Below are 12678 nucleotides of genomic sequence, written 5' to 3'. Positions count from 1 at the left end.
CAATCACATACCACCGCGCTGATATCTGCCATGGGTCCCGCACAACACGAACAACGCAAAATAGCTTTATATGGACCGTTGATTCACGCGCGAGGATAGTTCTGCGGCGCTCTCTTTGCGTTCACTGTAACGGTCGATTAGGTAAGGGCTGACGTCTCGCGTCAACAAAGTGAATTTGAACAGCTCTTCCATGACATCAACCACCCGGTCGTAATAACTGGACGGTTTCATGCGGCCATTTTCCTCGAATTCCATAAAGGCTTTCGCAACCGAAGACTGATTAGGGATGGTCACCATCCGCATCCAGCGCCCAAGTACTCGCATTTGATTTAATGCGTTGAACGACTGTGAACCTCCCGACACCTGCATGACTGCCAACGTCTTACCCTGGGTCGGACGCACCGCTCCCATAGCAAGAGGAATCCAGTCAATTTGCGATTTCATGATGCCAGTCATGGCGCCATGGCGTTCCGAAGAGGTCCAGACGAAGCCTTCGGCCCACTGTACCAACTCACGCAGCTCCTGCACCTTAGGATGGGTATCTGGCGCATCATCGGGCAACGGCAAGCCACTTGGGTCAAAAATCTTGACCTCGCCGCCCATGGCTTCGAGGAGCCGTGCAGCTTCAAAAGTTAGCAGCCGGCTGTATGAACGTTCTCGCACCGAACCATACAGCATCAGAAAACGTGGCTTATGACGAGACGGCTCTCGAGCAGTCAGACCAACCATGGTAGGCGCTTCAAAGAGCGCTTCATCGAGCGCGGGGAACAGTTTAGGATTTTGGAGATAAGTGATTTCAGACATAGGAGTAATTAAGTAGCAGATTGACCTGCTTCATACCAATTTTGCGTGCGGTTAACCACGGCCACAACGGCGAGCATCAAGGGAACTTCAATCAGAACACCCACCACGGTGGCCAACGCTGCACCGGACTGAAAGCCAAAAAGGCTAATCGCGGTGGCAACGGCCAATTCGAAAAAATTGCTGGCCCCAATCAAGGCGGAGGGCCCAGCAACGCAATGTTTCACGCCCAATTTTCGATTGAGCATATAGGCCAGGCCGGAGTTGAGAACGACCTGGATGAAAATAGGTACGGCAAGCAGAACAATAATCAGCGGCTGGTCAAGGATGGCTTCACCTTGGAAAGCGAAGAGCAGTACCAAGGTCAGCAGCAACGCCGCAATAGAAAGGGGTCCGAGCTTGGACGTCACCGCTTGAAAGTAGTTCGTACCGCGACCCAGGAGCCTCTTGCGCCAAACTTGAGCGATGATGACCGGGACCACGATGTAGAGCCCTACTGAAACCAATAACGTATCCCATGGAACCGTAATGGACGACAGCCCAAGCAACAAGGCGACGACCGGTGCGAAGGCCACCACCATGATGGCGTCATTCAACGCTACTTGCGAGAGTGTGAAGTATGGGTCACCCTTGCAAAGCTGACTCCACACAAAAACCATCGCTGTGCACGGTGCCGCCGCGAGCAGAATAAGTCCAGCCACGTAACTATCAAGCTGTTCAGCCGGTAGGTAAGGCGCAAAAACGTGACGGATAAATACCCACCCGAGCAACGCCATTGAAAAGGGCTTTACCGCCCAATTGATAAAGAGCGTGACGCCAATTCCTCGCCAATGAGAAGTTACTTGAGTCAAGGCGCCGAAGTCGATTTTCAGCAGCATCGGAATAATCATTACCCAAATGAGCAGACCCACCGGAATGTTCACCTTTGCGACTTCGAGGTTAGCGACATCCCGGAAGAACCCGGGCATTAATTGCCCCAGAGTAATCCCGATCACGATGCAAATGGCTACCCAGATGGTCAGGTAGCGCTCAAAGAAGGAAATGCCGGGCTTAGCCGAGCTTTCAGCTGTTAATGTAGAAGCAGTCATGACAAACTAATTCTGAGAAATGCTGATGAGTAGGGTTTGCAGCTCAGCGCTGTCGAGCTCAGCCAACGGATGGGCAAGTAATTGCAATACGCGATAACCGATGGCTTGGCGTGTAAGGTCAAAGGCGAAGGCCTTTTCTGCCTCAGGGGCGTTCGACGGGTCAGGGTATCCCCAATGTGCTTTTATAGGCTTACCGGGCCAATAGGGACACTGCTCGGCAGCCGCGTTGTCGCAAACAGTAATGACGATGTGTATTTCGGGCGCAGCCTCACCCGTGAACTCATCCCAACTCTTACTACGATAGCCCTCGGTATCTATGCCAGCGGCTTGCAACGCGGCTAACGCATGAGGATTGATGCGACCACTAGGCGCGCTGCCCGAGCTGTATGCACGTATATCTTTACCGAGCACCCCGGCCCAGTGGTTGAACATGCCTTCAGCAAGTACGCTGCGTGCCGAATTGTGTGTGCAAAGAATGAGTATATTGAGAGTCATTGTTTACTTCTTGCCGATGTCTGTAATTTCATGCTTAATGGCGAGCGCATCCAAACGATGCAACGGTAACGAGAGCAAGAGCTCGATACGACGCGTAAGGGTGATGGCCACGGCGCGGAACTGCTGAAGCCTTGCGTCATCAGCTCCTTCAAATGCCGCTGGGTCAGCAACGCCCCAGTGTGCGGTGGACGGTTGGCCTGGCCAGACAGGGCAAACTTCTCCCGCTGCCTTATCGCAAACCGTGAGAATGAAATCCATGCGTAGAGCATCGGGTTTTGCGAACTCTTCCCAACCCTTGCTGCGAAATCCGGTCGTTGGGATACCCAGTGACTTCAGTGTCTCAAATGCAAACGGACTGACTTGGCCCGCGGGGTCGCTCCCCGCGGAAAACGCCTTGAAACGGCCTTTGCTGAGTTCGTTCATGAGCCCTTCGGCCAAGATAGAGCGTGCAGAGTTGTGAGTGCAAATGAACAGCACGTTGTAAGTCTTGTCAGCCAATATGGGCTCCTTTAGCAGCAGGTAGAGGTGGATTCACTGTCAATTCCTTTCGGCTTGCCCGGAGTTAATGAGACGCAACAAGCACTAGCTGCTGGCGCACGCTGCTCGGTACTCTGGCCAAATACAGGAATGCTTTCGAGCGTATGGAAGTGCTCCCAAGCAATGCCTTGGGGGTCAGTAACCCAGTGTTTTTCGCTACGGGCATAACAGCAACTGGTCCGACCTTGGTCAAGAAGGGCCATATGAAGGGCCATATCCGCGTCGCGGGCGCGGGCTTTTAGTTCCGCCAATTCTTCCAGCTCGTCAGTCTGAAACCCTAGATAGTCCACACCTACTGCGTTACCTCGCGTAGATATTGCGAAATTGATACACGGGTCCTCAAGCATCCACTTAGCATAGTCCGGCTCGACGACGACCGGCTTAGCGGCAAAAAGTTTTGAGTAGAAGGCAAGATTCGCCTCTAGGTCGTTAACACGCGCATGGACGTGAAATCGTTTCATGGTGTACTCCTATGGAAAGGTCAACACTTGCAGGTATCGCTGACCGTGTCAGTGGTGCACGGCACCCCTTGGCAGCAGTTGTCGGTGAGGTATGTGAGTAGCGCATTCATATTTTCGTATTCTGCTCGATAGATCAGATTGCGACTCGCACGCTCCTGAGTCACCAGTCCAGCTGTAGCCAGCTCCTTCAGGTGGAAGGATAGCGTCGCCGGCGGCACGTCCAATCTCTCTTGGATGACGCCTGGAGTTAGGCCGTTACCTCCCGCAACCACGAGCGCTCGAAAGACTTCGAGACGCAATGGATGAGCGAGGGCAGCTAGGGCTTGAACTACATCTTTAGATTCCATGTTTCCAGAATAATGGAATAATTGTTCTTAGTCAAGAAAATGTATTGTCGGTCCAACTCAGTGGCACAGCACAATGTGGCGCTTTGGGAAGCTGAGCCCGGAACAACTGGTGTTCCACCCGCTTAATGAACGATAGATCCTTCTCGGCCGCCACGTTGCGCAAATAGCCCGCCGTGGCGTAGTCACCGAACAGATCAAACGTGCTTGGGCATCCCTATGGTGCGCCATCACGAACTTGGCCATCTCGCCCGGCGGAAGCTTGCCGGCCCGAAGTCGCCAACTGATCCGGACGTACGCCCACTGGGCGCGCATGGCAGCCCTGTAGTTGGATCGCAGGGCCGCGAGCTTCCTTGAAAACCCTGCCGCAGGCGGAGTTGAGCGCGATCGCGGCGGGAGACGTGGTCTCGCCGAGTTGGCCGCCAGAGTGCTGGCCAAGCCAGGGGCATAGGCGACGGCCGACGGGCTGGCCCGCCCGGAATCGGGCGCGCCTGCGCGCACGGCGGGGCTCGTTGCGCGATAGCACAACCGCATCGCTACGCGTACCCCGGACGGGCGGAGCGCTATGGGTTTCGAGCGGCCCATTATCGCGCCGATACCGGCTCGGCCAATGCCAGGTTCACGAGGACGCCGCCAGCTTCTGAAAGTTGCTCCGGTATCGGTCGGGGCACGAAAAGGGTAAGTGCATCGCCTTTGAGGACTGCTCGAACCAAAACCCTTCCGGCGGCATCCACCGCATCACCACGGCGTTCAAGCGCGAGCCGATCCAGCTTATTGATGGCGGGATCGTCCAAGTGCTTTCTGATACGGGCAATAAACGCTGACGTGATGGGTACATGAGGCAGGCGATCCAGATAGGCCAAGACCTCATTGAGCAGACTCAAGGTCTGCGCATGGCGTTCATCCGATGTGATGGGCATAAGAAATGACTCCTCATTCAAGGCAGATTGCGGCTGTGTTGTTGTGGGCTCGCCTGACGGCGCCCGACAGAGCCCCGCGCGTCGCGCGCGGGGGGAAGAGGACGACAAACCGGGACACAGGGTAGGGCGGTCTTGGTCCCGGTCAGTGTGTCATGCCGTTCTCGGTTTCAAGGGCTGCGCGCTGCCGTGGGCAGCCCTTGCGGCCATCCGGCCGTTCTGGACCCTTGAAACGCTGCGCTGCGCCATGCCATGGGACTTCCGGGCAATTCCGCCCTGAATACCGGAGCACACCATCATGGCCACCAAGGCGCAACAACAACGATTTCTGAACACCGCGCAAGAGCATCAACGCGGCGTCGTCAAGAACATTCAATCCGTATCGCGTCGGCACGGCATCGAACGGGCTTTCTCCGACTTCGTTGAAATCTCGGCGATCACGCTGGCGCGCCTTGACCAAACGCAGTTTGACGCGCGCGAGGCGCGATACCTTCAGATCGTTGGACACTATGACCGTGACGAGCTGACCTTGCTGGTGGAAGCTTTTTTGCACCTAGTCATGGCGTTTGAGAGGCACGTGCACGTTGATGACGACGGGCAGCTGATTGCCGCGACATTCTCGGACATTCTGGGCTGCATTTACATGATGCTTGATCTTGGCAACGCCGGCGCCGGGCAGTTCTTCACGCCCTACGAAGTGTCGCTTCTGATGGCCAAAATGACGATGACCGATGCCAAGCCACTGATTGAGAAGCGCGGCTTCAGGCTGCTTGAGCCAACTGCCGGCGCGGGTGGCATAATGATCGCCGCCGCGCAGGTCCTGGCCGAAGAGGGCGTTAACTATCAACAGTGCATGCACGTCACCGCGATCGACATCGACCAGCGCTGCGTGCATATGACCTATATCCAATGCGCATTGCTGCACATTCCGGCGGCCGTCATTCATGGCAATTCACTGGCCGACGAAGTCAGATCCATCTGGTACACGCCGGCACACATCCTGGGCGGCTGGGGCGCCAAGTTGCGTGCCAATGACGCGCAGAACGGCGCGCGCGCTCTGGTCCAAGCGTCTGCCGTGGCGGCTAGCCCGGCATCCGGCAAAGCCGAAGGTGCCCCCAGGCAGAAGGGGGCCAGCCAGATGACGCTTTTTTAATGGTTATTCGTGAAATCATGTAGAAATCGCGCCGTTGCCAAGGAGGCCATCCGTGTGGAATCTCACCCTTGATGTACTGGATACACCGTTCGATCATGCGCCTGGAGGCGTCTATACTCCGGAGTTCGCCAAGGAAGGTCTCGCCGCACTCACCGCACTTGTCACGCTGAACAGAGGCTTCAAGTACCGACGGCATGCCACGCATTGGGCTGTCACGGTATTGGGTAGACTTGGCGCCGTGTCGGTAGAGACAGCCCACAATCCCGCACTTGACGCAGAAGTCGGCGGGGATTGTGTACTTGGCCTCAATGATGAACTCGGCCTGTTCGATGCGCCTCCCGGTGGAGAGGCGGCCTGGGAGTTGAAGAATGTCGGTCAATTCTCGCCAGAGCACTGCAAATCCCAATAGGCAAGCGGGTCCTTCCACTGGGGGTAATGCGCAGCAAGCCATGCCTCGCCGGATAACCTGAGTTTATTGTAGAGCGCGTAGTCGTCTTTGCGCCACTCACCAAGGTCGTAAACGATGGCATCGCCGTCCATCACTGAGGCATGCCTGTGCTTTTCGTCCTTTCCGTCACCAAACACCTGCACAGAGAAGCGCGGTTCCATGGTCATGTTCGCCCGGCGGTCGTAAAAGGCAGCTTTATAGAAAACTCCAGCCCGCCGGCGCCCTTTGTCATCCAGTAGCTCGGAGTTCATAGGGTGTTCTGTAGCTCGCTTTGTCCAACCGGAAGGCAGTTTGCACCGAACAAACAATTCATCGACGTCCTCCCCGAACTGAAAACCAATTCCAGCCAGCTGCTCGCGGGTTGCCTCTCTAATTTCCTTAGGTAGCATTGTGCTTTCCACTAACGCGCGCTGTCCCTTCGTTTCCTGTTGCTCAATGCCGCCAGGAGTGGCTGCGGTAACCGCATTCGCTATATCGCCATTGAGCGCTGCTTTAAGCACGGCTCGGTTCATTTGTCCACTCCACAGGAAATTTCCAATTCTAAATCTATCATGAACTTATCATTTCCACAGCGTTCTACGAATAGCCTGTTTAATTAGACGACCGCCGCCGTAGGTTGGTGAAAGGTCTGAGCAAGGCAGCTTCGCCGCCAGGATTGCTGTCCATGAAGGAGCTTCACGAAACGCCCGGCGGCCACTGCTGCGCAGCATGCAGCACGTTCAGAATCACCACGTCGGCGCCGTCGAGCTCGTAGACCACGATAAAGTTCGGGCGCACCACCATTTCCCGCGTTCCTTTTATGCGGCCAGGCTTATATAGCGTCGGATGTTTGAGCAGCGCGTCCGCTTTGACTTCGATTTCTTCGTCCAAATCAATCGCAGCCAGCGGGCTATCCTGGGCAATGTAGTCCATGATGGCTACGCGTTCAGCGATAGCTTCGGGTCGCCATACAACCCGTGCCGGCTTCATTGAACGAATCGTGCTGGGGGCAGGACCGGGCGGCCCGGACACTTGTATTCAACCCGGATATTAGCCACGACGCCTGCGGCCGTAAACACCGCCCAGGCGGCCCTGCTCATCTCGGGCATCGCGGTCCACCAGGCCATACCTTCGGCCGCGTCTGCGCTTAGGGAGTGTTCGCGGCTATTCATCGGGTGGCCTTTGCCCGCAGGGCCTCGCGCCGCTTGGCAAACTCGGCTTTGACTTCGTCGTTCGGGATCGAGGGCCGGGGATCATCGCGGCTTGCCTGCACCCGGCCCCGGAACCATTCGTCGTACGCAGCAGCCTCATGGGCGCGACGCATCCGATCGGCTGCGTCCGGGCGTTTTGGATTGGACTCCATCAAGGCTAGCGGTGCGTAGTTCACCGCGTCCACCTGGTAGTGGTCCAGGCCCATATCCTTTAGGTAGCTCGCCAGCGTTTCGAAACGCCGCCACACACGCAGCGGCCCGCGCTTTGCAGCCACGGCCCGCTGCGTTTTACCATATTGAACCACTACGCCCCAGCCGCCAGGTTGGCCGATGACGGTCGCCCCGCGCACGGCCCCAGCCTCGACCAAGCGGGTCAGGGTGTGGTGATCGATGGTGTCAGAGGTAGCCATAAAGCACCTTTTTTCGGTAATTGATCGATGAGCAATATTGTACCCAATCAATAGATAAACGGGAATAGGCTAATAGGTAATAGAGACAAGAACTTGACTAATTTGAAACGCTTTGGGCGTGCTGGCGCAGGAGCGCCAGTCGGCTCGCGTGAACCGAGCCAGCCGCATGCGCTCCCGTCTCGGCCCTTGCGGGCTTTGATCCTCACGCCTTCGCGCCTGTCGGCGCTGCGCGCTTGCGCTTGCATAGGGAGCTTCGATTCAGCGAATTCGCGGGTTTGGCGGGGGGAAAGCAACAAGGTCAAAGACGCCGTGGTGTCGGAGATTCTTTTCGGTTTGGACCTCATCGACGCCGCAAAACCACCCACCTCTGACTTTCTGCCAGCCATATCGTTGCATGAGTTGCAGCGTCTTTATGTTCTCGGCAGCGTCGGCCTCATCTTCATCTTTGACCGTCTTTGGGATGCATTCGACCAGCACTGCGCCGCCGTGCAGGCGCGTCCATGCAGAGCCTTTTCCTGTTTCGTGTTGATTGTACCTGCGGTGCGGCCGTGTAGTTCGCCCTACGTAGTAGCAGCCGTTGTTCAACTTATAGACATAGATATAGGTGACCAGCATACCGGTGCAATGGGTGGGTGACGTTTAGAGTTGGATGTTACTCAGATCGGCCTGGTTCGTAAACTTCACAGGCTGGTTGGTTCTCTGCAACTGCCGCGCCTGTCGGCGCTGCGCGCTTTGCTTGCCTGCGGCCATTCGGCCGAGTTTGACCCGCGCCAAGGCGCGGGTAGGCGCGCTCGCCGCGCGGGCCGTGGTCGCAGTTCGGCCTACGTCATCGCATGCCTGGTCCAAAACGTGAGTCATGAGTACCGTGCCCTAAAACGCCGACTGTATCACTCCAGTCCGGCACTGCAAGGGGCTTTCGCGGCATAAACCGGTCGCTCGCGCTCCCTATTTATTCCACGGTCCCCTTTACGTTTGTCCTTGCATGATCCAGATCGGCACGGGCATGGAACTCACAACTCACAGGACTGGCGGCAAAACGCGAAAGACAAAGCAAAACCTAACCACGGTACGAACCGGGACAAAGAATCTTCAATCTTCAGGCCCGGTCAGCAGTAGAAACCATTTCGTGCGCAAGCACTTTTTCAAAGGAGCATCACCATGGCATCAGTTAACAAAGTCATTCTCGTCGGCAACCTCGGGCGCGACCCCGAAGTGCGCTATACCCCCGACGGCGCAGCGATTTGCAATATATCCATTGCTACCACCTCCCAATGGAAGGACAAGATCAGCGGCGAAAAGCGCGAAGAAACCGAATGGCATCGTGTGGTGTTCTACAACCGTCTGGCCGAAATCGCTGGCGAGTTCCTGAAAAAGGGTCGGCCGGTCTACGTCGAAGGGCGTCTCAAATCACGTAAGTGGCAGGATAAAGAGACGGGCGAGGACCGCTACAGCACCGATATCGTGGCCGATCAGCTGCAAATGCTGGGGAACCGCGAAAGCGATGTCCCCCCACCCAAAGCCCCAGCGTCGGGCAAAGGCAAGCGTCCTGGCGCAAAAGCCACCGCGCGACCTGCTGCACAACCTGTTGCCGACGAAACGGCCGACATTCCGTTCTAGCACCTACGACCTATTAGGCGGCGGTGCGTTCGCCGCCGCCCATGGAGCCAGATGATGAGCACAACCATTGAACCCGACCATGTAGTACGACTGTTGCTGCGCGTAGCGCCCGCAGGCCGCGAAAAACGGTTTGTGGTCGTGGCCGTGCGCACCTACTTCTGGCGTGTCATGAATGCGTCGATGCGCAAGTTGGTCGCGCATGGCTTGCGGCCTGTTGTCGCGCCGATTGTCGCAGAACTGGCTCTGGCTCGCGCAGCGGCGGCCAGGACCTACCCCGAATTCATCACACGGCTAATCGACGACGATCACGACGCAGCGGACCTTGCGCTGCGCGCCATCGGCCTCTACGCCGCCCGTTTCGCTGACATGACGCTCGAAGCCATAGAGCGGGAAATCGGCAAGCACGCCGGTGACCTGGGCGATGCCGCCCAGGTAGTCCAGCGCAATCTTTCCTACATCACGCCCCGGACAGCTCAAAGGGCTGATACCAAAACGCCCCTGGTCGGCGGCAACCGGCCAGAGGCGACCACCGCTACCAACCATTGAAAGGAGCTTATAGCGATGAATCTTGATCTTACCAAACTTGCCGAGCAAGTGCGCAGCGCTCACGCCCAAGGGCTGGCCCTACGCCTTCCCCCGATGACGATTCGAGAACTCGGTATTTTGTGCCGCATGCTCGATGCTCCGCCTGTTCAACCCTCGCCGTTTCTGCGCTGACCAACGCCAATTGCAAAAGGAGTAAGTACGATGACTACCCATTTTCAGATCGAAGCAAGGAAGCTCGTTTTGTCCAGCCGCTACCAAGCCCGCAAAACACCTGGACAGATGCCTCTGGCAGAGTTGGCCGATACCATTGCGGCGCAAGGGCTATTGCAAAATCTTGTCGTCACCAAAGGCAAAAAGCGCGGCGTGTTCGAGGTGGTGGCCGGTGGCAGAAGACTGCGGGCGATACAAATGCTGCTCGCTGACGGACGCTGGGCCCAAAATCAAACGGTGTGGGTCGAGCTGGTCGACAACGATCACGCCCTGGAGGCATCGATCACCGAGAACGTCAAGCGCGAGGATATGCATCCCGCCGACGAATTTGATGCGTTTGCCGCATTGGTTGGGCAGGGCAGCTGCATCGAGGACGTAGCAGCCCGGTTTGGCGTGGCACCCAATGTCGTCAAGCGGCGTCTGCGGCTCGCTGGCGTTGCTCCGGAACTCATTCAGGCATATCGTGACAAGCAAATGTCGCTCGACGTGCTGATGGCATTCACCGTTTGCGAGGATCAGGACCGTCAGCGCGATCTCTGGCAAGGGCTGGACGCGTGGGATAGGAAAGACCCAGGCACGATCCGCAGGCGGCTGGCGGCAGAAACGGTCACCGCCGCCCACGCCCTAGCGCGATTTGTCGGGCTGGAGGCGTATCACGAAGCCGGCGGCAAAAGCTTTGAGGATCTTTTTGCTCAGGACGATGGTCAAAGCACGTACCTGCAAGATACAAAGCTGCTCCAAACTCTGGCCCTAGACAAACTGCAAGCGGCTGCCGCGCCGATACGCGAAGAGGGCTGGGCATGGGTTGACGTACAGCCAACCACTGATCGACTCTGGGACAACTTTGGCCGCGTCCGCGCGCAACAGGGCAAGCTGACCAAGGCGCAGGCCGCGCAGGTCAAGGCGCTGACCAAGAAGATCGATGCGATTTCCGTCAGGATGGATGCGCTCGCCCAGGAGGACGGCGACGACGATGACGAATGGCTTAGGTTGGAAGAAGAGCATGACTCGCTGTCGGAAGAGCGCGAGGCGATTTCCAATAATGCTCAAATTTGGCCGGCGACCGCAAAAGAGCTTGGCGGCGTCGGCATTTGCATAGGTTCGGACGGCGCAGTGCGCGTCGAGCGCGGGCTGATCGATCCTAAAGATCGAAAACAGTTCATCAAGGCCAATGAGACGGCGATAGCGAACGGCGAGGACGGCATCGCAAGCTCGCTCCCAGCAGCTGTTACCCGCCCAACACACTCGGAACGGTTGGTTCGGCAACTGACTGCCAACAAAGTCGGCATCGTCGCGGCCGACTTGGCCGGGAAACCCGATATCGCCTTGGCCGTGATGGTCGCGCAGTTGGCCCGCAATGTCTTGGGATGGGGCTACTTCGCATACGGTAACTATGGCCTGGGCATTAGCGTTAAACAAGAGGCCATCAGCCAGCATGCCCCGGACTTCGAAGCCAGCAAGGCGGGAATTGAGTTGGCGAAATATCGGCAGCACTGGCTGGATACGCTGCCCCTGGATGAGGACGGCCAATTGAGTGAAGCCATTCTGGATTGGGCATTGACGCAAGACACTGCCAGCTTGCTTGACCTGTTGGCCTACCTGCTGGCTGTCAGTGTGCAGGGTGTCCAGCACCAGGAATCCGATAGTCCGACGGCGTTGGACCGGCTGGCTACGATAACCGGCGTGGATATTGCGCAGTGGTGGAAGCCGACCGCCGACAGTTATCTCGCCCATGTGTCGAAAGACCAAATCTCGGGCGCGGTCGCTCAAGCGCTGGGGCCTGATCAGGCGCAACCGATCGCCAAGCAGAAAAAAATCGAAGCAGCCGCCAGCGCTGAACAATTGCTCGCCGGCAAGGGCTGGCTGCCGACGATCTTGCAGGTCAAGGTAGAAACAGTCGCCTCGTAATTGAGGAGGGCTGGGCCAGGACGGCCCAGCCCGATTACTGGACAAGGAAACATCATGGTCAATATCCGATTTTTGCGGGCGGTGGAATTTCTGCCCGAGGTTGGCGCGTCAATTCTGCGGCAACGCGATGGTGTCCTTAACCTTTTGGCCACGGCCAGCGATTTGCGCCGGCGGGCCGAACTGATCGAAGAACAGGCGCAGCAAGCACAACAGGTGCTTGAGCGGCGGGTCCGCGAAATTTGGTCCGAAGCGCAACTGGAGGCAGCGGCGGGGAGGGCGGGGCGATGATCCGCATTAAAAAACCGTACCGAATGAGGGCTCAACGTCTCTACGAAAACCGTCTCTGGCATCGAGCGCATTCGGCCTTGCGCCGCTACTCGGGGCTGGTCAAAGGAGAACTGCTGGTTCGCTGGCGTGCCATGACCGGCGCGGATGATCCCGCTCGGCTTTTGTCGATGATGCATCAGTACGACAATGGCAAACTCGCTTCCGAAGTGGATAAGCGGCAGAACACATTATGAAACGTACACCCACTATTACCACTGGAAGAATG

The 12678-nt window shown here is 57.2% G+C and carries 19 protein-coding genes; 8 read left to right on the top strand and 11 right to left on the bottom strand.

Translation table 11 applies throughout. The annotated features are described in order from the left end of the window. Positions 1-66: 66 nt before the first annotated feature. The 7 genes from arsH to BUB23_RS16780 all read right to left on the bottom strand — a co-directional run bounded on the left by arsH (position 67) and on the right by BUB23_RS16780 (position 4646). Complete coding sequence (gene arsH, locus BUB23_RS16810) at positions 67-804, bottom strand: arsenical resistance protein ArsH (protein ID WP_073104987.1); 738 nt, start codon at positions 802-804, stop codon at positions 67-69. Between the two features lie 8 nt (positions 805-812). Further along, positions 813-1889: an ACR3 family arsenite efflux transporter gene (arsB, locus tag BUB23_RS16805; protein WP_073104984.1), complete on the bottom strand. Its 1077-nt coding sequence runs from the start codon at positions 1887-1889 to the stop codon at positions 813-815. A 6-nt stretch (positions 1890-1895) separates the two neighbouring features. Next, entirely contained in the window at positions 1896-2384 is a 489-nt protein-coding gene (locus BUB23_RS16800; RefSeq protein ID WP_073104982.1) for an arsenate reductase ArsC, read from the bottom strand. Positions 2385-2387: 3 nt separating this feature from the next. After that, positions 2388-2885 carry an arsenate reductase ArsC gene (locus BUB23_RS16795; RefSeq protein ID WP_143161014.1) on the bottom strand — a complete coding sequence of 166 codons (498 nt, stop codon included), beginning with the start codon at positions 2883-2885 and terminating at the stop codon, positions 2388-2390. 8 nt (positions 2886-2893) lie between these two features. Then, a complete protein-coding gene (locus tag BUB23_RS16790) occupies positions 2894-3382 on the bottom strand; it encodes a VOC family protein (RefSeq protein WP_073104977.1) in 489 nt (162 codons plus the stop codon). A 20-nt stretch (positions 3383-3402) separates the two neighbouring features. Next, the gene (locus BUB23_RS16785) at positions 3403-3729 is read right to left on the bottom strand and encodes an ArsR/SmtB family transcription factor (protein WP_073104975.1); all 327 of its coding nucleotides are present in this window, start codon (positions 3727-3729) and stop codon (positions 3403-3405) included. A gap of 581 nt (positions 3730-4310) precedes the next feature. Beyond that, positions 4311-4646: a hypothetical protein gene (locus BUB23_RS16780; protein WP_073104972.1), complete on the bottom strand. Its 336-nt coding sequence runs from the start codon at positions 4644-4646 to the stop codon at positions 4311-4313. A gap of 295 nt (positions 4647-4941) precedes the next feature. Here BUB23_RS16780 and BUB23_RS16775 point away from each other — a divergent pair, with 295 nt between their 5' ends. Both BUB23_RS16775 and BUB23_RS27395 read left to right on the top strand, forming a co-directional pair. Then, the gene (locus BUB23_RS16775) at positions 4942-5796 is read left to right on the top strand and encodes an N-6 DNA methylase (protein ID WP_073104970.1); all 855 of its coding nucleotides are present in this window, start codon (positions 4942-4944) and stop codon (positions 5794-5796) included. A gap of 52 nt (positions 5797-5848) precedes the next feature. Then, positions 5849-6205, top strand: a complete 357-nt coding sequence (locus BUB23_RS27395; protein ID WP_245801305.1) for a hypothetical protein — start codon at positions 5849-5851, stop codon at positions 6203-6205. Here the strand turns inward: BUB23_RS27395 and BUB23_RS16765 are convergent. The 4 genes from BUB23_RS16765 to BUB23_RS16745 form a co-directional block, all read right to left on the bottom strand. Continuing rightward, positions 6172-6756 (bottom strand): hypothetical protein, encoded by a 585-nt coding sequence (locus tag BUB23_RS16765; RefSeq protein WP_073104965.1) that lies wholly within the window; start codon positions 6754-6756, stop codon positions 6172-6174. The genes BUB23_RS27395 and BUB23_RS16765 overlap by 34 nt on opposite strands. Before the next feature lie 163 nt (positions 6757-6919). After that, positions 6920-7213: a type II toxin-antitoxin system RelE/ParE family toxin gene (locus BUB23_RS16760; RefSeq protein ID WP_073104963.1), complete on the bottom strand. Its 294-nt coding sequence runs from the start codon at positions 7211-7213 to the stop codon at positions 6920-6922. Positions 7214-7391: 178 nt separating this feature from the next. Further along, positions 7392-7844 carry a type II toxin-antitoxin system RelB family antitoxin gene (gene relB / locus BUB23_RS16750; RefSeq protein WP_073104957.1) on the bottom strand — a complete coding sequence of 151 codons (453 nt, stop codon included), beginning with the start codon at positions 7842-7844 and terminating at the stop codon, positions 7392-7394. 258 nt (positions 7845-8102) lie between these two features. Beyond that, positions 8103-8459, bottom strand: a complete 357-nt coding sequence (locus BUB23_RS16745) for a GIY-YIG nuclease family protein (RefSeq protein ID WP_073104953.1) — start codon at positions 8457-8459, stop codon at positions 8103-8105. Between the two features lie 543 nt (positions 8460-9002). On the opposite strand from BUB23_RS16745, the gene ssb reads away from it, so the two are divergent. Genes ssb through BUB23_RS26780 form a run of 6 tightly spaced genes read left to right on the top strand, consistent with a single transcriptional unit; the run spans position 9003 to position 12646 of the window. Further along, positions 9003-9461, top strand: coding sequence for a single-stranded DNA-binding protein (gene ssb / locus BUB23_RS16735; RefSeq protein ID WP_073104945.1), 459 nt, complete (start codon positions 9003-9005; stop codon positions 9459-9461). 51 nt (positions 9462-9512) lie between these two features. Continuing rightward, a complete protein-coding gene (locus tag BUB23_RS16730; RefSeq protein WP_178372329.1) occupies positions 9513-10007 on the top strand; it encodes a hypothetical protein in 495 nt (164 codons plus the stop codon). A 15-nt stretch (positions 10008-10022) separates the two neighbouring features. Further along, complete coding sequence (locus BUB23_RS27060; RefSeq protein WP_178372328.1) at positions 10023-10178, top strand: hypothetical protein; 156 nt, start codon at positions 10023-10025, stop codon at positions 10176-10178. A 30-nt stretch (positions 10179-10208) separates the two neighbouring features. Next, positions 10209-12125, top strand: coding sequence for a ParB/RepB/Spo0J family partition protein (locus BUB23_RS16725; RefSeq protein ID WP_073104938.1), 1917 nt, complete (start codon positions 10209-10211; stop codon positions 12123-12125). 54 nt (positions 12126-12179) lie between these two features. Continuing rightward, positions 12180-12413, top strand: coding sequence for a stable inheritance protein KleA (kleA, locus tag BUB23_RS16720; RefSeq protein WP_073104933.1), 234 nt, complete (start codon positions 12180-12182; stop codon positions 12411-12413). Beyond that, positions 12410-12646 carry a hypothetical protein gene (locus BUB23_RS26780; protein WP_143161013.1) on the top strand — a complete coding sequence of 79 codons (237 nt, stop codon included), beginning with the start codon at positions 12410-12412 and terminating at the stop codon, positions 12644-12646. Before kleA ends, BUB23_RS26780 begins: the two co-directional genes overlap by 4 nt. Positions 12647-12678 lie beyond the last annotated feature (32 nt).

It is taken from the genome of Pollutimonas bauzanensis (assembly GCF_900129885.1).
GTDB classification, from domain to species: Bacteria; Pseudomonadota; Gammaproteobacteria; order Burkholderiales; family Burkholderiaceae_B; genus Pollutimonas; species Pollutimonas bauzanensis.
The sequence above is the reverse complement of the archived record's forward strand: the minus strand, read 5'-3'. Positions and strand labels throughout refer to the sequence as shown.

Coding starts and splice junctions, on each gene's coding strand:
- BUB23_RS16780 (WP_073104972.1), bottom strand. CDS start 4,646: ATGCCCATCACATCGGATGAACGCCATGCGCAGACCTTGAGTCTGCTC.
- BUB23_RS16785 (WP_073104975.1), bottom strand. CDS start 3,729: ATGGAATCTAAAGATGTAGTTCAAGCCCTAGCTGCCCTCGCTCATCCA.
- BUB23_RS26780 (WP_143161013.1), top strand. CDS start 12,410: ATGATCCGCATTAAAAAACCGTACCGAATGAGGGCTCAACGTCTCTAC.
- kleA (WP_073104933.1), top strand. CDS start 12,180: ATGGTCAATATCCGATTTTTGCGGGCGGTGGAATTTCTGCCCGAGGTT.
- BUB23_RS16775 (WP_073104970.1), top strand. CDS start 4,942: ATGGCCACCAAGGCGCAACAACAACGATTTCTGAACACCGCGCAAGAG.
- arsB (WP_073104984.1), bottom strand. CDS start 1,889: ATGACTGCTTCTACATTAACAGCTGAAAGCTCGGCTAAGCCCGGCATT.
- BUB23_RS16745 (WP_073104953.1), bottom strand. CDS start 8,459: ATGCTGGTCACCTATATCTATGTCTATAAGTTGAACAACGGCTGCTAC.
- BUB23_RS16765 (WP_073104965.1), bottom strand. CDS start 6,756: ATGAACCGAGCCGTGCTTAAAGCAGCGCTCAATGGCGATATAGCGAAT.
- arsH (WP_073104987.1), bottom strand. CDS start 804: ATGTCTGAAATCACTTATCTCCAAAATCCTAAACTGTTCCCCGCGCTC.
- ssb (WP_073104945.1), top strand. CDS start 9,003: ATGGCATCAGTTAACAAAGTCATTCTCGTCGGCAACCTCGGGCGCGAC.
- BUB23_RS16760 (WP_073104963.1), bottom strand. CDS start 7,213: ATGAAGCCGGCACGGGTTGTATGGCGACCCGAAGCTATCGCTGAACGC.
- BUB23_RS16800 (WP_073104982.1), bottom strand. CDS start 2,384: ATGACTCTCAATATACTCATTCTTTGCACACACAATTCGGCACGCAGC.
- BUB23_RS16730 (WP_178372329.1), top strand. CDS start 9,513: ATGATGAGCACAACCATTGAACCCGACCATGTAGTACGACTGTTGCTG.
- BUB23_RS16790 (WP_073104977.1), bottom strand. CDS start 3,382: ATGAAACGATTTCACGTCCATGCGCGTGTTAACGACCTAGAGGCGAAT.
- BUB23_RS16725 (WP_073104938.1), top strand. CDS start 10,209: ATGACTACCCATTTTCAGATCGAAGCAAGGAAGCTCGTTTTGTCCAGC.
- relB (WP_073104957.1), bottom strand. CDS start 7,844: ATGGCTACCTCTGACACCATCGATCACCACACCCTGACCCGCTTGGTC.
- BUB23_RS27060 (WP_178372328.1), top strand. CDS start 10,023: ATGAATCTTGATCTTACCAAACTTGCCGAGCAAGTGCGCAGCGCTCAC.